14 protein-coding genes are annotated in these 17,075 nt (G+C 73.2%); 9 read left to right on the top strand and 5 right to left on the bottom strand.

What is annotated here, in order from left to right; translation table 11 throughout:
- Positions 1-358: 358 nt before the first annotated feature.
- Genes ACTFTM_RS29250 through ACTFTM_RS29240 form a run of 3 tightly spaced genes read left to right on the top strand, consistent with a single transcriptional unit; the run spans position 359 to position 2,924 of the window.
- Positions 359-1,993 (top strand): AMP-binding protein, encoded by a 1,635-nt coding sequence (locus tag ACTFTM_RS29250; RefSeq protein ID WP_449563540.1) that lies wholly within the window; start codon positions 359-361, stop codon positions 1,991-1,993.
- Positions 1,983-2,237 carry a glutaredoxin family protein gene (locus ACTFTM_RS29245; RefSeq protein ID WP_449563539.1) on the top strand — a complete coding sequence of 85 codons (255 nt, stop codon included), beginning with the start codon at positions 1,983-1,985 and terminating at the stop codon, positions 2,235-2,237. Before ACTFTM_RS29250 ends, ACTFTM_RS29245 begins: the two co-directional genes overlap by 11 nt.
- A gap of 21 nt (positions 2,238-2,258) precedes the next feature.
- Positions 2,259-2,924: an HAD family hydrolase gene (locus ACTFTM_RS29240; RefSeq protein ID WP_449563538.1), complete on the top strand. Its 666-nt coding sequence runs from the start codon at positions 2,259-2,261 to the stop codon at positions 2,922-2,924.
- Here the strand turns inward: ACTFTM_RS29240 and ACTFTM_RS29235 are convergent.
- Both ACTFTM_RS29235 and ACTFTM_RS29230 read right to left on the bottom strand, forming a co-directional pair.
- The gene (locus tag ACTFTM_RS29235; RefSeq protein ID WP_422737077.1) at positions 2,905-3,561 is read right to left on the bottom strand and encodes a response regulator; all 657 of its coding nucleotides are present in this window, start codon (positions 3,559-3,561) and stop codon (positions 2,905-2,907) included. The two genes, ACTFTM_RS29240 and ACTFTM_RS29235, sit on opposite strands and share 20 nt — an antisense overlap.
- 41 nt (positions 3,562-3,602) lie before the next feature.
- The gene (locus tag ACTFTM_RS29230; protein WP_449563537.1) at positions 3,603-4,904 is read right to left on the bottom strand and encodes a sensor histidine kinase; all 1,302 of its coding nucleotides are present in this window, start codon (positions 4,902-4,904) and stop codon (positions 3,603-3,605) included.
- A gap of 527 nt (positions 4,905-5,431) precedes the next feature.
- On the opposite strand from ACTFTM_RS29230, the gene ACTFTM_RS29225 reads away from it, so the two are divergent.
- Genes ACTFTM_RS29225 through hemB form a run of 5 tightly spaced genes read left to right on the top strand, consistent with a single transcriptional unit; the run spans position 5,432 to position 11,174 of the window.
- Positions 5,432-6,202 (top strand): redox-sensing transcriptional repressor Rex, encoded by a 771-nt coding sequence (locus tag ACTFTM_RS29225; RefSeq protein ID WP_449563536.1) that lies wholly within the window; start codon positions 5,432-5,434, stop codon positions 6,200-6,202.
- A complete protein-coding gene (locus tag ACTFTM_RS29220; RefSeq protein ID WP_449563535.1) occupies positions 6,199-7,596 on the top strand; it encodes a glutamyl-tRNA reductase in 1,398 nt (465 codons plus the stop codon). Before ACTFTM_RS29225 ends, ACTFTM_RS29220 begins: the two co-directional genes overlap by 4 nt.
- Positions 7,593-8,588 carry a hydroxymethylbilane synthase gene (hemC, locus tag ACTFTM_RS29215; protein WP_449563534.1) on the top strand — a complete coding sequence of 332 codons (996 nt, stop codon included), beginning with the start codon at positions 7,593-7,595 and terminating at the stop codon, positions 8,586-8,588. Before ACTFTM_RS29220 ends, hemC begins: the two co-directional genes overlap by 4 nt.
- The gene (locus ACTFTM_RS29210) at positions 8,585-10,165 is read left to right on the top strand and encodes a uroporphyrinogen-III synthase (RefSeq protein WP_449563533.1); all 1,581 of its coding nucleotides are present in this window, start codon (positions 8,585-8,587) and stop codon (positions 10,163-10,165) included. Before hemC ends, ACTFTM_RS29210 begins: the two co-directional genes overlap by 4 nt.
- Before the next feature lie 25 nt (positions 10,166-10,190).
- On the top strand, positions 10,191-11,174 hold the full coding sequence (gene hemB / locus ACTFTM_RS29205) for a porphobilinogen synthase (protein ID WP_449563532.1): 984 nt from the start codon (positions 10,191-10,193) through the stop codon (positions 11,172-11,174).
- Here the strand turns inward: hemB and ACTFTM_RS29200 are convergent.
- On the bottom strand, positions 11,125-12,651 hold the full coding sequence (locus tag ACTFTM_RS29200) for a DHA2 family efflux MFS transporter permease subunit (protein WP_449563531.1): 1,527 nt from the start codon (positions 12,649-12,651) through the stop codon (positions 11,125-11,127). The two genes, hemB and ACTFTM_RS29200, sit on opposite strands and share 50 nt — an antisense overlap.
- A 9-nt stretch (positions 12,652-12,660) precedes the next feature.
- Positions 12,661-13,233 (bottom strand): NADPH-dependent FMN reductase, encoded by a 573-nt coding sequence (locus ACTFTM_RS29195; protein ID WP_449563530.1) that lies wholly within the window; start codon positions 13,231-13,233, stop codon positions 12,661-12,663.
- A gap of 57 nt (positions 13,234-13,290) precedes the next feature.
- Here ACTFTM_RS29195 and ACTFTM_RS29190 point away from each other — a divergent pair, with 57 nt between their 5' ends.
- Complete coding sequence (locus ACTFTM_RS29190; protein ID WP_449563529.1) at positions 13,291-13,638, top strand: MerR family transcriptional regulator; 348 nt, start codon at positions 13,291-13,293, stop codon at positions 13,636-13,638.
- A 97-nt stretch (positions 13,639-13,735) separates the two neighbouring features.
- Here ACTFTM_RS29190 and ACTFTM_RS29185 read toward each other — a convergent pair whose 3' ends face one another.
- Complete coding sequence (locus ACTFTM_RS29185) at positions 13,736-17,014, bottom strand: lamin tail domain-containing protein (protein WP_449563528.1); 3,279 nt, start codon at positions 17,012-17,014, stop codon at positions 13,736-13,738.
- Positions 17,015-17,075 lie beyond the last annotated feature (61 nt).

The raw sequence follows: 17,075 nt of genomic DNA, 5'->3' as shown, positions 1-17,075 counted from the left end.
ATAATAGGGCCAACGTCACCCGCGCGTGGCAAGTCCGTTACACAGGGCGGAAGTATTTCCCGCCGTGTCGCACCGGTGGCGGACCGGTTGTCCGTCGTGTGCGTTTGACTTTCGGCCGGCCCCTTGTTCCAGGGTGGATCCGCAGGTCGGACGGCACATTGGCCGATCAGGTGAGCGGTCCCCGCCACCTGCCGCGGCGGCGCGGCCGAACCGCCGACCGGGCGCGTCGGTCGTCCCATCAGCCGGACTCGATCGGTGCGCCGGTGGCACGGTAAGCGTCCCGTACACGGGACGCTGGGCGACCCCTCGTCGGCGCGTCGTCGGGCGTGGCCAGTCGACCACCGCTGTGCCAGACTCGATGACCGTGCAGGACTTCCCGGCGGACCCGCCGCCGAACCTCGCCGACCGCGTCCACCGGGCGGCTCTCGACCACGGCGACCGGTCCGCGCTGCACTGGCGGGATCGGAAGGTGAGCTGGTCCGAACTGGACGCCGCCGTGACCGCCGCCGCGCACGGCCTGGCCTCCGCCGTTCCGACCACCGAACCGGGCGACCCGCCGCCCCGGGTGGCGATCGCGCTGCCCAACACCCCCGACTTCGTGATCGGGTGGCTCGGCGCGCTACGGGCCGGGCTGGTCGCGGTGCCCGTCAACCCCGGCTTCACCGCCCCGGAGCTGCGACACGTGCTGGCCGAGTCCGGCGCGTCGCTGCTCATCGGCACCGAGCGGGTATGCGGCCTCGTCGCCGAGGTGGCCGCCGACCTGCCCGCGCTCACCGCCGTGCACGTCACCGCGCCGACCGCCGAGCAGCCCGGACCGCGCCCCCGGGCACGCCGCGGCGGCGACGACCTCGCCGTACTGCTCTACACGTCCGGCACCGCCGGCCGTCCGAAGGGCGCGATGCTCTCCCACCGCGCGCTGCTGGCCAACCACGACCAGGTCGACGCCATCGAGCCGCCGGTGGTCGGTCCGGACGACACGGTGCTGCTGGCCCTGCCGCTGTTCCACGCGTACGGCCTCAACGCGGGGCTCGGCGCCGTCGTCCACCATGGCGCCACCGGCGTGCTGCTCGACGATCCGGACCCGACGGCGGGACTCGCCGAGATCGCCCGGCACCGGGTCAGCGTGCTGGTCGGCGTACCGTCGATGTTCCTGGCCTGGGCCGACGCCGACACGGCCCGCGCGGCGACCGCGTCGGTACGGGTCGCGGTGTGCGGCGCGGCGCCCCTGGAACCCGCGGTCGCGGCGCGCTTCACCGAGGTCACCGGCCACCCGGTGCACGTCGGCTACGGCCTCACCGAGACCTCGCCGGTGCTCACCTCCACCCTGGTCTGCGGGGCGCCCAAGGCCGGCTCGATCGGCCGACCGCTGCCCGGCGTCCACCTGCGCCTGGTCGGCCCGGACTCGGTGGACCTGTGGCGCGACGGCCAGGCCGTCCCCGACGACGACACCGACGAGATGGACATCTCCGACGCCGCCCCCGGCACCGACCCGGGACAGATCGTCGTACGCGGCCCCAACCTCTTCGACGGCTACTGGCCGGACGGCCGCGACGGTCCGGACGCCGACGGCTGGTGGGGCACCGGCGACATCGCGTACGCAGACTCCGACGGGGACCTGCACCTGGTGGACCGACTCGGCGACCTGATCCTGGTCAACGGCTTCAACGTCTATCCGCACGAGGTCGAACTGGTGCTCGCCGGCCACCCCGGGGTGGCCGAGTCGGCGGTACTGGGTGTGCCGCACCCGCGAACCGGAGAGACTGTGCGGGCGTACGTGGTGCCGGCGCCGGGGCGGCCGGCCAGCGGCGAGGAGTTGCTCGCACACTGCGCACGGAACCTGGCCCGGTTCAAGTGCCCGACCGCCGTCGAGTTCGTCGACGCACTGCCCCACTCGGCGATCGGCAAGGTACGAAAGACCCAGCTCCGGTCGGCGACCCCGGCCGGCCCGCCCGCATCCGCCGACGCCCGCACGGAGGTACCCGATGGCCACTGACGCCCGGCTCGCCCTGATCACCCGACCCGGCTGCCATCTGTGCGACGACGCCAAGGCCGCGCTCGACCGGGTGGTGGCGGTCACCGGCGACAAGTGGGTCGAGTGGGACGTCACCGGTGACGAGGGGCTGGAACGGGAGTACGGGGACCGGCTGCCGGTGGTGATGCTCGACGGCAAGGAGCACGGTTACTGGCGGGTGGAGGAGGAGCGGCTGCTGCGGGACCTGACCACACCGCAGCTCTGACTGTCCGCCTAAGGTGCTGGGATGACCTCCGCGCACCCCCACCTGGTCTGGGACTGGAACGGCACCCTGCTCAACGACCTCAGCCTGGTGGTGGCCGCCACCAACGCCGCGTTCGCCAGCGTGGGCGGGCCGGTCGTCACCGCCGACGAGCACCGGACGCGCTTCCGTCGGCCGATCGCCGAGTACTACGCCGAGGTGCTCGGGCAGGCCGTGGACGACGAGGCGTTCGGGCGGTTGGACCGGATCTTCCACGACGCGTACCGCGACGGGTTGACCACCTGCGAGCTGGCGGCCGACGCGCGGACCGCGATGGCCGCCTGGGACGGCAGCCAGAGCCTGCTCTCCATGTGGTTCCACGAGGAGCTGGTGCCCACGGTGCACACGTACGGGCTGACCGGCCACTTCACCCGCGTGGACGGACTGCGGGCCACGGTCGGCGGCGACCGCAAGGCCGAGTCGCTCCGGCGGCACCTGGCCGACCTGGACGTGGACGGCAGCGCGGTCGTACTCATCGGCGACTCCATCGACGACGCGGCCGCGGCCCTCGCCGTCGGCGGCCGGGCGGTGCTCTACACGGGCGGATTCACCGACCCGGCCCGTCTGCGCGCCTCCGGTCACCCGGTGGCCGACACCCTCACCGACGCGGTGGCCCTGGCCGCCCGGGTGGTCAGTTCCGCAGGTAGGTGAGGACGGCCAGCACCCGCCGGTGCTGCTCGGTGTCCGGCGGGAGGGTGAGCTTGGTGAAGATGTTGCGCACGTGCTTCTCCACCGCGCCGTCGCTGACCACCAGGGCGCGGGCGATGGCCGTGTTCGACCGGCCTTCGGCCATCAGCGCGAGCACCTCCCGCTCGCGCGGGGTCAACTCGCGCAGCGGGTCGTCACGGCGGCGTCGGGCGAAGAGCTGGCCGACCACCTCCGGGTCGAGCACCGTGCCGCCGGCCGCCACCCGCCGGAGCGCGTCCAGGAACTCGTCGATCGCCGCCACCCGGTCCTTGAGCAGGTAGCCGATCCCGCCGCCGCCGGCGCCGCCGGTGGTGGCGAGCAGATCATCGGCGTACGACACCTCGACGTACTGGGAGAGCACCAGGATCGGCGTACGCGGCACCAGTTGGCGTGCCCGCACCGCCGCCCGTAACCCCTCGTCGGTGTGGGACGGCGGCATCCGGACGTCGACGATCGACACGTCGGGCCGGTGTTCGACCACCGCCTCGACGAGCGCGTCGCCGTCCCCGACGGCGGCCACCACCTGGTGCCCGCTCTCGGTCAGCAGCCGTACCAGCCCCTCCCGGAGCAGGACGGCGTCGTCAGCGATCACGATGCGCATGGGTGTGGTGTCTACCACGTCGAGGTCGCTCTTCCGGTGGTTCACAGCGGCAGTTCGGCGCGGATCTCGGTGGGGCCGCCGTTCGGGCTCACCACGGTCAGCTCACCGCCGGCCGCCCGCACCCGGTCGGCGATGCCGGCCAGCCCGTGCCCCTTGGCCAGGTGTGCGCCACCCTGTCCGTCGTCACCCACCCGCACCTGGAGGTGGGTGCCCTGGCGGGCCACGGCGACCGTGGCCTCGGTGGCGCGGCTGTGTTTGGCGATGTTGGTCAGCGACTCGGCCACCACGAAGTACGCGGTGTTCTCCACCGCCGGGTCGAGCCGGCCGTCCCGCGCGCCCAACTCCTTGTCGACCTGAAGCTCGATCGGAATGAGCCCGCGGCCGGCGAGCGCGGCGAGCGCGCTGGGCAGACCCCGGTCGACCAGGATCGGTGGGGCGATGCCGCGCGACAGCGCCCGCAACTCGGCAAGCGTCTCCCGGGTCTGGGTGACCGCCTCGTCGATGGTCCGGCCGGCCTCCTCCGGGTCGGAGGCGAGTTGCATGCGGGCCCGGCTCAGGTCCATCGCGAGCCGGACCAGCCGCTGCTGCGGGCCGTCGTGGATGTCACGTTCCAGCCGGCGCAGCGCGGACGCCTCGGCGGACACCGCCGCCCGCTTCTGCTCCTCCAGCACGGTGATCCGGTCCCGCATCTCGGCCACGCCGGTCAGCAGGGCCCGGGCGAAGCTGGCCTGGAGCAGCGCGCAGCCCCGCACCACGATCGGCAGGGTGATCAGGAAGAACACGCCGACCGCGGTGTTCAGCCCGATCCGGGCGGTGGTCGAGTCACCCAGGCCGAGGAGTTGTGCCAGGTCCTGGTCGCCGTCGGTCGGGCGGGGCAGGGCCCAGTCGAACGCCCAGTAGAGCGAGCCGGCGAGCGCGACGCCCCACCAGACGACGGTGATCACGAAGGTGGCCAGCGCCACGATCAACCGCAGGATTCCGTGCGCCAGGTCGAGCCAGGACTGGGCGTCGCGCATCGGCAGGAAGATTCGCCGCCAGGCGCTCGCGCCCCCCTCCGGCAGCCGGTAGTGCGGTCGGACCCGGGGTTGCCGGAGTACGGCGGGCAACCGCAGCCGCTCGATGTCGGCCAGCCCGCGTGCGGCGTACAGGGTGCCGCTGAGGATCGGCAGGCCGATCACGGTGACCATCAGGCCGAGGCCCGCCGAGAGGCCGGCGATGAGGACGACGAAGCTGGCCACCGAGAGGGGCAGGCCGAGCAGCACGTACCCGGAGTCGACGAAGAGTTGGCGGGGGATGCTCCGTGCCAGCGGCTGCCGGTCGCTGGTGGCGGCAAGGGCGGTCATGGCTCAAAGGCTAGGCAGCCGCCGACCCGCCCCCCATCCCGAAGCCCGGTCTCTCCCCGGTAGTGCTGTCCCCACCCTCCCGCGCCCAAGTCTTCTCCCACCGCGCCCGTTCCCATCTCCCACCGTGCGCTCCTCCGTGCGCTCCTCCCCGTGCCCGCGCGCCCGTCCATTCCCGCGTCGATCTTGCAGTTGCTGTTGACGAATTGTGCAACTGCGGGCGGTATGGAACGACAGAAACTGCAAGATCGCGGCGTTGGGGTGGGGTGGGTGGCGCGGGATTGGTCAGAGAAGTCGGGATTGAGCAATAATCGCGCGGGCGGTGAGCGCTCAATCGATCTTGTGGAATGGAGGGGCGGGTGGGGTCGCGTGCTGGAGCGGCAAGATCGCGATTTGTGCACGTCTTCACAAGCGCCTACTCTGTAGTTCCGACGCGCCCTGCTAGCACAGCCGGCAACCTCGGTCGCCAGCGGGAGTCCATAAGCGGCCGACCAGCGGAGTTGGCCGAGGATCGCACCGCACGGAGTCTCATGAGTCAGCACCGTCAGTCAGGTGCGCCCGGCCGCGCCGGTGGCGTACCGGCGCTTCCGGACCTCCCCGAGGCGACCGTCGCTCGGCTTCCGGAATACCTGCGCGCGCTGCACAACCTCGCCGACGCCGGCCACGAAACCATCTCCAGCGAGGGCCTGTCGGCGGCCGCCGGAGTCAACTCCGCCAAGCTCCGCAAGGACCTCTCCCACCTCGGCTCGTACGGCACCCGGGGCGTCGGCTACGACGTCGCGTTGCTGATCGAGCAGATCGAGTACGTGCTGGGGCTCACACAGCGTCGCGCGGTCGCCCTGGTCGGCGTGGGTAATCTCGGTCACGCTCTGGCCGGCTACGACGGGTTCGCCAGCCGGGGCTTCCGGATCGCCGCACTGCTCGACGCCGATCCCTCCCGGGTCGGTGAGGAGATCAACGGCCTGGTTGTCCGGCATGTCGACGATCTGCCCGCGGTCGCCGCGGAGGAGTCCATCGCGATCGGCGTGATCGCCACCCCGGCCCCGGCCGCCCAGCGGGTCGCCGATCAGCTGGTCGCGGTCGGCGTGACGAGCATCCTCAACTTCGCGCCCTGCGTACTCTCTGTTCCGGAGGGGGTTGACGTTCGCAAGGTCGACCTCGCCATCGAGCTGCAGATTCTGTCCTTCCACGAGCACCGTAAGGCGTCGCTGACCGCGCTGCCCGCCACCGGCGGGTCCGCTCTCACCGCCCTGCCCGGCGGGCTCGCGGCCACCGACACCCAGGAGGCGATCGGCACGTGAAACTGCTCGTCGTCGGCGCGTCCTACCGGACCGCCCCGGTCGCCACGCTGGAGCAGCTGGCCGTGCCCCCCGCCGACCTCACCCGCACCCTGGACCGCCTGGTCGCCCAGCCGTACGTGAGCGAGGCGGTGCTCGTCTCCACCTGTAACCGGGTGGAGGTGTACGCCGCCGTGTCCGGTTTCCACGGTGGGCTCGGCGACATCTGCGCCGTCCTGGGTGAGCAGGCCGGCAGCACCCCGGCGGCGCTCGCCAACCACCTGTACGTCCACTACGACACCGCCGCCGTGGACCACGTCTTCCGGGTCGCCACCGGGCTGGACTCGATGGTCGTGGGCGAGGCGCAGATCCTCGGCCAGCTCCGCGACGCGTACCACTGGGCCACCGGCGCCGACTCGGCCGGCCGTCTGCTGCACGAGCTGATGCAGCAGGCGCTGCGCGTCGGTAAGCGGGCCCACGCCGAGACCGGCATCGACCGGGCCGGCCAGAGCGTCGTCACCGCCGCGCTGGACCTGGCGGCCGGGTACCTCGACGGCGACCTCGCCGGCCACCCCGCCCTGGTGATCGGGGCCGGCGCGATGGGCTCGCTCGGGGTGGCCTCGCTGTCCCGGCTGGGTGCCGGGCCGCTCACGGTCACCAACCGGGGCATCGACCGGGCCGTCCGGCTCGCCGAGTCGTACGGGGCGGGCGCCGCGCCGATGACCGAGCTGGCCGCCACGCTCTCCACAGTGGACATCGTAGTGGCCGCCACCGCGTCCACCGAACCGGTCCTCACCCGGACGGTCGTCGAGGCGGCGCTGGCCGAGCGCGACCCGGTCCGGGGCCCGTTGGTCCTGCTCGACCTGGCCGTGCCGCGTGACGTCGAGGAGGGCGTCGCCGACCTGCCCGGCGTCGAGGTGATCGACATCGACCGGATGGCGGCACTGCTCGCCGACGGTCCGGCCGCGGCGGACGCCGCCGCCGTCGAAGGAATCGTGACCGGCGAGGTGGAGGGCTTCCTCACCTGGCTGCGCGGCGCCGACGTGGCACCCACCGTGGCGGCGCTGCGTGGTCGCGCCGACGACGTGGTCGCCACCGAGCTGCGTCGCCTGGCCCAGCGCCGCCCCGACCTCGGCGACGACCTGCGCGCCGAGGTGGCCCGCACGGTGCACCGCGTGGTGCAGCGGCTGCTGCACCAGCCCACCGTCAAGGTCCGCCAGCTCGCCGCCGAGCCCGGCGGCGACCAGTACGCCGCCCTGCTGCGTGAGCTGTTCGACCTCCAGGTGCCGCAGACCTCGCCGGTGGACACCGTTCCCGACGTACTCAGCCCCGACCTCGGCATGCTGTCCGCCGCGACCGACCCGGTCCCCGGCGCGGACGCCACCGACCCCGTCCCGCCCACCGGAGGTGCGCGATGACCGCCCCCCTGCGCCTCGGCACCCGGGGCAGCGCCCTGGCGCTGGCCCAGTCCGGCCACGTCGCCGAGGCGCTGACCGCCGCCACCGGCCGCCCGGTCGAACTGGTCGAGGTGGTCACCGCGGGTGACCGCTCCAACGCGCCCGTGCACCGGCTCGGCGTCGGGGTGTTCGTCTCCGCGCTGCGTGACGCGCTGACCGCCGGGACGATCGACTTCGCGGTGCACTCGTACAAGGACCTGCCCACGGCCACCGCCGCCGGGCTGCACATCGCGGCGGTGCCGCCCCGGCAGGACCCGCGCGACGCCCTGGTCGCCCGCGGCGGCCGGACGCTCGCCGAGCTGCCGCCCGGCGCCACCGTGGGCACCGGCGCGCTGCGCCGGATCGCCCAGTTGCACGCGCTCGGCCTGCAACTGGAGGTCACCCCGATCCGCGGCAACATCGACACCCGCCTGGCGCGGGTGCTCGGCCCCGATGCCGACCTCGACGCGGTCGTCCTGGCCCGGGCCGGGCTCGCCCGGATCGGTCGGGCCGACGTGATCACCGAGACGCTGGACCCGATGCTGATGCTGCCCGCGCCCGCCCAGGGCGCGCTGGCCGTGGAGTGCCGGGTCGACGACCAGGACCTGGTCGAGCTGCTCGGAACGCTCGACCACGCACCGTCGCACGCCGCGGTCATCGCGGAGCGCGCGCTGCTGGCCACCCTGGAGGCCGGGTGCAGCGCACCCGTCGCCGCCTACGCCATCCTCGCCGAAGGCGAGCCGGTCGGCTCAGCCGCCGAAGGCGATGTTGTTGACGAGATCTACCTGCGCGGGGCGGTGATCAGTCCGGACGGCACTCGTGACCTCCGGCTGTCCCGCACCGGAACGCCCGCCGACGCCGCGGAGATCGGTAAGGCACTCGCCGCCGAACTCCTCGAACTCGGCGCCGACTCGATCCTCGGCCACGAAGGACACACCGGCCCGGGGACCCAGCAATTTGGGAGCACAGAATGACCCGCACCCGTAAGCCCGTCGGCCGTATCGCGTTCGTCGGGGCGGGCCCCGGCGACCCAGGTCTGCTGACCCGCCGGGCGCACGACGCCCTGGTCGACGCCGACCAGGTGATCTACGACCGGGGAGTCCCGGAGTCGCTGCTCGCCGCCGTGCGCGCCGAGGCCAGGGACGACGCCGAGTTCACCCCGGCCGAAGGCGCCCCGGGGGACGTGGCGAAGGTGCTGATCTCCGCGGCCCGGTCCGGGCTGAACGCGGTGCACCTGGTCGCCGGCGACCCGTTCGGCCACGACTCGGTGGTCAAGGAGGTGCAGGCCGTCGCCCGTACCGCCGCCCACTTCGAGGTCGTGCCCGGCGTCGGCCAAGCCGAGGGTGTGGCCACCTACGCGGGGGTTCCGCTGCCGGGTGTGCGTACCGCCGCCGACGTCGAGGACGTCAGCACGCTGGACTTCGAGGCGCTGGCCGCCGCCGTCGGCCGGGGTTCGCTCGCGCTCGCGGTGGACGCCGGTGACCTCGCGGCCGTCCGGGACGGCCTGCTGGCCGCCGGGGTCGACGGCACCACCGGTGTCGCGGTGACCGGTGACGGCACCGGCGAGACCCAGTACACGACCACGTCGACCGTGGACAGCTTCGTGGCCGCCGCGCTCGGCTTCACCGGCCGGGTGGTGCTCACCGTCGGCGTCGGGGTGGGGCAGCGCGACAAGCTGAGCTGGTGGGAGAACCGCCCGCTGTACGGCTGGAAGGTGCTGGTCCCCCGCACCAAGGAGCAGGCCGGCGCGATGAGTGCCCGGCTGCGGGCGTACGGGGCGATCCCGTGCGAGGTGCCGACCATCGCGGTCGAGCCGCCGCGCACCCCGGCGCAGATGGAGCGGGCGGTCAAGGGCCTCGTCGACGGCCGGTACGCCTGGGTCATCTTCACCTCGGTCAACGCCGTCCGCGCGGTCTGGGAGAAGTTCGCCGAGCACGGCCTGGACGCCCGGCACTTCGGTGGCGTCAAGATCGCCTGTATCGGCGAGGCGACCGCTGACGCGGTGCGCGCGTTCGGCATCCAGCCGGAGCTGATCCCCGCCGGGGAGCAGTCCTCCGAGGGGCTGCTGGCCGAGTTCTCGCCGCACGACGAGATCCTCGACCCGGTCGGCCGGGTGCTGCTGCCGCGTGCCGACATCGCCACCGAGACGCTCGCCGCCGGGCTCACCGAGCGCGGCTGGGAGGTCGACGACGTGACCGCGTACCGGACGGTGCGGGCTGCGCCGCCGCCGGCCGAGATCCGGGACGCCATCAAGTCGGGCGGGTTCGACGCGGTGCTCTTCACGTCTTCCTCGACCGTGCGGAACCTCGTCGGCATCGCCGGGAAGCCGCACGCGCGCACGGTTGTTGCCGTGATTGGGCCCAAGACGGCGGAGACCGCGACGGAGTTCGGCCTCCGGGTCGACGTCCAGCCGCCGCACGCCTCGGTGCCCGACCTGGTGGAGGCGCTCGCCGCCTACGCCGTCGAGTTGCGCGAGAAGCTGGCCGCCATGCCGGCCAAGCAGCGCCGCGGCTCGAAGGTGCAGGGGCCGACCGCTCTGCGCTTCCGGTAGTCGTCGTTCGAGGAAGGACCCTTCCATGTCGTACCCCGAGATCCGGCCCCGCCGCCTGCGCCGCACCCCCGCGATCCGCCGGCTGGTGTCCGAGACCCGGGTCGACCCGGCCGAGCTGATCGTGCCGATGTTCGTCAAGGAAGGGTTGGCCGAGCCACGGGCCATCGCGTCGCTCCCGGGAGTGCTCCAGCACTCCCGGGACTCGCTGCGCAAGGCGGCCGCCGAGGCCGTGCAGGCCGGTGTCGGCGGGATCATGCTCTTCGGGGTCCCGGAGCGGCGGGACCCCACCGGGTCCGGCGGCATCGACCCGGACGGCATCCTGAACGTGGCCATCCGCGACGTGGTCTCCGAGGTGGGCGACAGCACGGTCGTGATGAGTGACCTGTGCCTGGACGAGTTCACCTCGCACGGGCACTGCGGGGTGCTCGCCCCCGACGGCGACGTCGACAACGACGCCACCCTGGCCGCCTACGCCGAGATGGCGGTGGCCCAGGCCGCCGCCGGGGTCGACGTGGTCGGGCCGTCCGGGATGATGGACGGCCAGGTCGGCGTGGTACGCCGGGCGCTCGACGCCGCCGGACACCAGGACGTGGCAGTGCTGGCGTACGCCGTGAAGTACGCCTCGGCGTTCTTCGGGCCGTTCCGGGACGCGGTGGAGTCGGCGCTGGAGGGCGACCGCCGCAGCTACCAGCAGGACCCGGCGAACGTGCGGGAGTCGCTGCGCGAGGTGGCGCTCGACGTCGCCGAGGGCGCCGACATGGTGATGGTCAAGCCGGCGCTGCCCTACCTCGACGTGGTGTCGGCGGTCCGGGCCGCGGTGGACGTCCCGGTCGCCGCTTACCAGGTCTCCGGCGAGTACGCGATGGTTGAGGCCGCCGCCGCGAACGGCTGGATCGACCGGGAGCGGGTCATGATGGAGACCCTCACCTCGATCAAGCGGGCCGGCGCGCAGATCATCCTCACCTACTGGGCGGTCGAGGCCGCCGGTCTGCTCCGCCAGCGCTACTGACCGACCCGGCGGCTCCCGCCGGGGTTACCGCCTCGTGGGCAGCCGCGACGGCGGCCGGAAGTCGCCGGCTGGTCAGCCAGGCGAGCGCCAACAGCACGGTCGAAACCGCCATCGTGAGCCGGGTGGCCTGCGCCAGTTCCGGCGCGAGGCCGAGCCGGCTGGCCGGGTCGAGCCGGCCGGCGGCCGTGATGCCCCCGCCGCCCAGCTCCGGGGCCACCCGGTCCGCGAGGAAGGACAGGACGGCGGCGATCAGCGCCGTGCCGGCCGCGACCGAGGTGTGTGACACCGTGGTGAGCAGCGTGGAGCCGGACGGCACGTCCTCGGGCGGAAGCGACCGGCTGGCTGCCGTCATCGTCGGCATCAGCGTCGCGCCCATGCCCAGGCCGATGACCGCGCCCAGCGCGGCCAGCAAGGGGTACGACGTGTCGGCGTCGAGCACCAGCACGCGGGCCACCGTGCCGGCGACGGCGGTGCAGATGCCCAGCCCGACCACCCGCCGCGCCGACACGCGATCGACGAGCCGGGTCGCGACCTGGAGCGTCAGCCCGGTGGTCAGCGCCTGTGGGATGCCGATCACCCCGGCCAGGGTGGCCGAGTCGCCGCGTACCACCTGCACGTAGGCCGGGATGATCAGGAACGAGCCGAAGTACCCGGCGGCGAAGAGAGCCACCGTCGCGGCGCCGGGGGTCATTCCCGGCGCGCGCAGCACGGCCAGGCGCAGCAGTGGCTGCCGTACCCGGCCGGCCCGCACGGCGAAGGTGACCACCAGCAGGGCGCCGAGCGCGAACGGCAGCAGCACGGTCGCGGTGACGATCCCGCCCCGCTCACCGGTGACGCTGAGGCCGTACACGGCCAGGGCCAGACCGGGGCAGAGCAGCAGCAGCCCGACGACGTCCAGCCGGACCGGTGGCCGTCGCGTATCGGCGACCGGCAGCACCGACCGACCGAGCGCCAGCGCCACCAGCCCCACCGGCAGGTTGACCCAGAAGATCCACCGCCAGGACGCGTGATCGAGCAGCAGCCCACCCAGCACCGGCCCGATCAGGGGTCCGACCAGTACCGGAAGACCGAGCAGGCTCATCATCCGTCCGCGCCGCTCCGGCGGAACCGCGGCGAGCGCGACGGCCATCCCGACCGGGTTGAGCAGTCCGCCCCCCAGCCCCTGGAGCACCCGGAACGCGATCAGCGACCCGACGCTCCAGGCGGCCCCGGCCAACACCGAGCCGGCGGTGAACAGCAGCAGCGCGGTCAGGTAGGTGCGGCGGGCGCCGAAGCGGCCGATCGCCCAGGCCGCGGTGGGCATCACCGCGACCAGCGCGAGCGCGTAGCCGCTGGTCACCCAGCCGATCGTGGTGAGGTCGGTGTCGAGGTCGTCGACAAGCCTCGGCAGGGCCACCACGGTGACCGTCGTGTCGATCACCGCGAGCAGACCACCCAGGGCCAGGTACCAGCCGAGCCGTCGCGCGGACGCGTCCATGTCGGCTGCTCAGGGCCGGGCCCGGCGCGCGGTGCGCAGCGCCTCGGCCCACCAGGCCAGCTCGCTCAGCGTGGCGTCGGCCGCCTGCCGCAGCGGCTCGTCGTCGATCAGTCGACCGTCGACGTCGAGTCGTTCCCAGGGTGCCCGGAGCACCACCCCGGAACGGGTCGTGGCGGCCTGCACCTCGGCGAAGACCAACCGGAGCTGCTCCACCGCGCGGATGCCGCCGGAGCTGGCGCCGTACGACACGAAGGCCACCGGCTTGCGGGCCCACTCCCGGTAGTGCCAGTCGATGGCGTTCTTCAGGGCGGCCGGGAAGCTGTGGTTGTACTCGGGCGTCACCACCACGAACGCGTCGGCGGCGGCCAACCGGGCGCTGATCGGGCTGGCCGAGTTGCCTCCGGGAGGGGTGTCGGCGAACGGCAGCGCCACCTCGGCGAGGTCGACGAGGTCCAAGTCCAGGTCCGCGCGGCGGCTCCCGTGCGCGACGAACCAGTTGGCGATCGAGCGGCCCACCCGAGGTTGCCGGACGCTCCCGACGAGCACGGCGACGGTCGGCGAGGTGTCCTCTTGCGTAGTCATGCCTCGGACGCTAGGACTTGAAGTAATGGTGAAGTCAATGGCGGCGGGGGAGCGGCGATGGGCACGTTGACGGTCGGCGAGGTGGCCCGGGAGAGCGGGGTCAGCGGCTCCGCCGTGCGGTTCTACGAGCGGCAGGGCCTGATCACGGCTGCCCGCACCGGCGGCAACCAGCGGCGCTTCGACGTCGACGCGGCCTGCCGGATCAGGGTGGCGCGGGTGGCCCAGCGCGTCGGCCTGACCGTCAACGAGATCCGTGACCTGCTCGCGGCCCTGCCACCCGACCCCCAGCCGGCCGACTGGCAGGGCCTGCACGATCGGCTGACCGCCGAGGCCCAGCGGCGCATCCGCGACCTGCACGCCGCGTTGGACGACATCCGCTCCGGCCGCCGCCTCTGCGACCTCTGACCCCGCCCGGGCGACTCCTGCGAAAACAAGGATGTAGTGGCCTCCTGATCGGCGGAGACCACTACATCCTTGATCGAGCGCACCGGCGCGCGGGCCGTCAGTCGTCGTTGGTGATGGTTCCGGTCGCCAGAGGGTCGGCCAGCCGCAGGCCGGGCACGCCGGCCACCAGCAGGGTCAGCTTCTCGTCCGACTCGCGCCGCCGGTCACCCCGCACGCCGACCGGGAAGGTCACCGAGGTGTCACCGGCGGCCAACACCTTGCAGCCGGCGTACGGGTCGAAGTCCGAGCCCACCTGCGCCGTGAGACCGACGGTCGCGGCACACAGCAGCACAGGCTGTGACAGCGGCCGTGAGACGGTGGCGGTGAACACCAGATGTCGGGTGCCCTGATCGCCCTCGACCACGGCGGTGTCGGCGACGGTCAACGACGCCCGCGAGCGGAACCTCGCCACCTGCGGGTCGTGGTCACTCGAACCCCGCGAGCCGTCACCGGAGAACTCCGCCGGCCAGTCGGCGTTGATGTGCGCCGCCCGCACCTGCACCAGGTCGCCGTAGAGCGCGTCGTTGACGAACAGGTGGTCGAGCGTCTGCGCTTGCCCCTCGAAGCTGTACGAGTACGCCGAGGCCGGCACCTCCGCCACCAGGTTGTCCCACAGGCTGTGCAGACCCGCCTCGTACAGCGGAGCGAGCTGGTCCGACGGCGTGGGCTGGGCGGCCGTGGCGATGGGATCGTCCGGGCGGGGGAAGACGTTCAGGTCCCCGCCGTACACGACCCGGGCGTCCTGGTCGGCCGCCTCGATCGCGGTCACGATCGCCGCTCCGTACGCCGCCTGCTCCCGCCGCTGCCCGATCCGGCTGTCCGGGCCCGAGGAGTAGTGGTTGCTCAGCGCGTACAGGGTGAACCGCTCGGTCGAGCCCGGCGCCGCGGCCACGCTGAACTTGCCCAACTGGGGCGCCCGGGTGAAGACGTTGTTCCCGTCCTTGCCCGTCGAGGTGTCCACGTCGGACGGCAGCACCGCGTTGAGCGCCTTGGGGTTCTGCACGTCGGCGTTGCCCGGCAGGCCGTCGGCGCGGTACTGGACGGTCGGAGTCGCGCCCAGCAGCGGGTCGCCCGCCGTCGCGGACGCCAGCGACAGTCGGTCGGTGCGGTACAGGAACGCGGCGGTGATCCCGCGGGCGTCCGCGCCGGTCCGGTCGTAGGCAGCGGCGTACGCCGGCCCACCGGCCGCCGCCACCGCGAGCGCCAACTCCTGGATGCTGTCCGGAGCGCCGTCGGCGTTGTTGGTGTCGCCGCAGGCCAGGGCCGTTCCGGAGACCGTGCAGATGTCCTGGTCCTCGGCCTCCTGCACCAGGATCAGGTCCGGTGCGTGCAGGTCCTTGACGATCTGGTCGGCGAGCGACGTCAGGTGCTGCTGGTAGTCCGCCTCGCTGCTCGGCACGTAGTCGAACGGCGGGCTGACACCGGTGCAGCCGGCGTTGCCGGTGAAGTCGCAGCCGTCGAACGGGTCGTCGCGGTAGTCGTACAGGTTCTCCACGTTGTAGGTCGCGACCGCGACCTCCTGGGAGCGGTCGGCGGGCTTCGGCGGGTTGTTCTTCGACGGGTCGGCCCCGGCGTCGAACTCGGCCCGCTCGACCTGGACGCCGTACTTCTCGAACGAGTAGTAGACGCCGCCGACCGCGTCGCCGCGCAGCGTGTCGAAGGTGTGCGCCGGCGGGAGCAGCGCGGTGCTGTCACCCGCGGTGGCCTTGACGCCCATGCTCCCGAGCAGCACGCGCTGTCCGTTGCCGTCGTCGAAGCGCCGGGTCGGGTCGTTGTCCAGCGGGTGCGAGTCCCGGAAGACCCTCCGGGCGTACGGGTCGGCACGGTCCAACAGCGGGTCGTCCCGGTCGACGACCCACAGCTCGGCGTCGGCCGTGGACGAGAAGACGTCGCGGCCGCTCACCGCGCCGCTGCCCGCCCGTACCCGCAGTCGGGCCCCCTCGTGCCGCTCCCACCAGCGCTGCGCCTCGGTCACCTCGACCGGAGGCGTCGCGTCGGCAACCGGGACCGCCGTGTCCACGTCCAGGCCGGTGGCGATCCGACGGACCAGCGAGGCGCCGGAGAGCTGGGTGAAGTTGTAGTACTCCGACACCCGCGCCCGGAGTACCACCTCGTCGCCGACCGTCGGCACGTAGCCGCCGACCAGCGATCCGAACGTGCCCATGAAGACGAAGATCGCGTCGGAGCTGGTCGGATCGCCGTCGGTGTCGCCGCTGCGGCTCTGCAGGAAGAACCCGTTCTGCTCCGCGCCGGCCGACGTACGCGCCAGCGTCCGCTGGGTGATCACGCCACGGACGTCGTACATCGTGCTGCTCGTGCCGTTGCCGCTCGCGGGTGCGAGCGGTGACCGGTCCGCGGGGCCGGACTCGGCGTCGGTGGTCGGGCCCTGCACCTCGCCGACGGTCAGCTCCCGGGTCACCTGCACGGCCAGCGCGCAGGTGGCGGTGCCACCGCCCGCGTCGGTCGCGGTCACGGTCACGGTGTACGCCCCGGCCGTGAGGTCGGCGCTCACGCCGACCGTGGCGCGGGCCGTGCCGCCCACCGCGTCGGCCGGGGTGAACGCGGTACGGGTGATCGAGCCGCTGGCCGGGGTCGGGCTGACCCCGGTCACCGCCAGGTCGACGATCTCGTCGTCCGGGTCGGTGGCGGTGACCTCCCGGCTCGACGCCGTTCCCGACGCGGTGACCAGTGGGCCGCCGCAGGTGAGCGTGGCCGGGACGTCGACCGGCCCGCCGCCGTCCACGGTGTGCGAGCCGAGCCCGTCGAAGGTGTCGACCGGGAAGCCGGCCCACTGGGCGGCGGGGTCGAACGCGTCCGACGGGTCGGTGTCGCCCGCGGTCACCGAGGGCAGCCGGCGCAGCGTGTTGTCCGCCGTGCTGGTCGCGCCCGTGCCCCACTCGGTGCCCGGGTCGACGCCCACCTGGCCGATCGAGTCGAGCACGGTCGTGCCGCGGCGCAGCACGATCGCGTCGTCGCCGTTGAACAGGCTCGCCCCGGTGGTCTGGTCCGCCTGGGCGAGGATCGCCGCGCCGGCCGAGGCGCTGGCGAACACGAAGGCGTCCCCGGCCGCGACCGTCCCGGTCAGCGCGATGGTGGTCGCCGTGAGGGAGCCGTTGAAGTAGAGCTGGAGCTGGTAACCGCCCGCGGTCAGGTCGACGGGAGCACCGGTGCCGTTGAACAGCTCGATCGCCTTGTTGTTCGACGAGCCTTCCACGTACTCGGAGATGAAGAGGTCGGTGGGCGCGGCGCTGGCCGCGCCGGGTGTGACGCCGAGGGCCGTGACGGTCACTGCGGCGGTGGCGATCGCGAGCGCGGCTGTGGTGCGGCGCGGGCGCATAGGGCCTCCACGATGGGTGGACGGGGTCAACGAACGTTAAGGTGCCCCACTGTCCACCGTC

The sequence above is a fragment of the Micromonospora sp. RB23 genome (assembly GCF_053585025.1).
Note: the sequence above shows the minus strand (reverse complement) of the source record. Positions and strands in the feature narration are given on the sequence as shown.

Coding starts and splice junctions, on each gene's coding strand:
- ACTFTM_RS29250 (WP_449563540.1), top strand. CDS start 359: ATGACCGTGCAGGACTTCCCGGCGGACCCGCCGCCGAACCTCGCCGAC.
- ACTFTM_RS29245 (WP_449563539.1), top strand. CDS start 1,983: ATGGCCACTGACGCCCGGCTCGCCCTGATCACCCGACCCGGCTGCCAT.
- ACTFTM_RS29240 (WP_449563538.1), top strand. CDS start 2,259: ATGACCTCCGCGCACCCCCACCTGGTCTGGGACTGGAACGGCACCCTG.
- ACTFTM_RS29235 (WP_422737077.1), bottom strand. CDS start 3,561: ATGCGCATCGTGATCGCTGACGACGCCGTCCTGCTCCGGGAGGGGCTG.
- ACTFTM_RS29230 (WP_449563537.1), bottom strand. CDS start 4,904: ATGACCGCCCTTGCCGCCACCAGCGACCGGCAGCCGCTGGCACGGAGC.
- ACTFTM_RS29225 (WP_449563536.1), top strand. CDS start 5,432: ATGAGTCAGCACCGTCAGTCAGGTGCGCCCGGCCGCGCCGGTGGCGTA.
- hemC (WP_449563534.1), top strand. CDS start 7,593: ATGACCGCCCCCCTGCGCCTCGGCACCCGGGGCAGCGCCCTGGCGCTG.
- ACTFTM_RS29210 (WP_449563533.1), top strand. CDS start 8,585: ATGACCCGCACCCGTAAGCCCGTCGGCCGTATCGCGTTCGTCGGGGCG.
- hemB (WP_449563532.1), top strand. CDS start 10,191: ATGTCGTACCCCGAGATCCGGCCCCGCCGCCTGCGCCGCACCCCCGCG.
- ACTFTM_RS29200 (WP_449563531.1), bottom strand. CDS start 12,651: ATGGACGCGTCCGCGCGACGGCTCGGCTGGTACCTGGCCCTGGGTGGT.
- ACTFTM_RS29195 (WP_449563530.1), bottom strand. CDS start 13,233: ATGACTACGCAAGAGGACACCTCGCCGACCGTCGCCGTGCTCGTCGGG.
- ACTFTM_RS29190 (WP_449563529.1), top strand. CDS start 13,291: ATGGGCACGTTGACGGTCGGCGAGGTGGCCCGGGAGAGCGGGGTCAGC.
- ACTFTM_RS29185 (WP_449563528.1), bottom strand. CDS start 17,014: ATGCGCCCGCGCCGCACCACAGCCGCGCTCGCGATCGCCACCGCCGCA.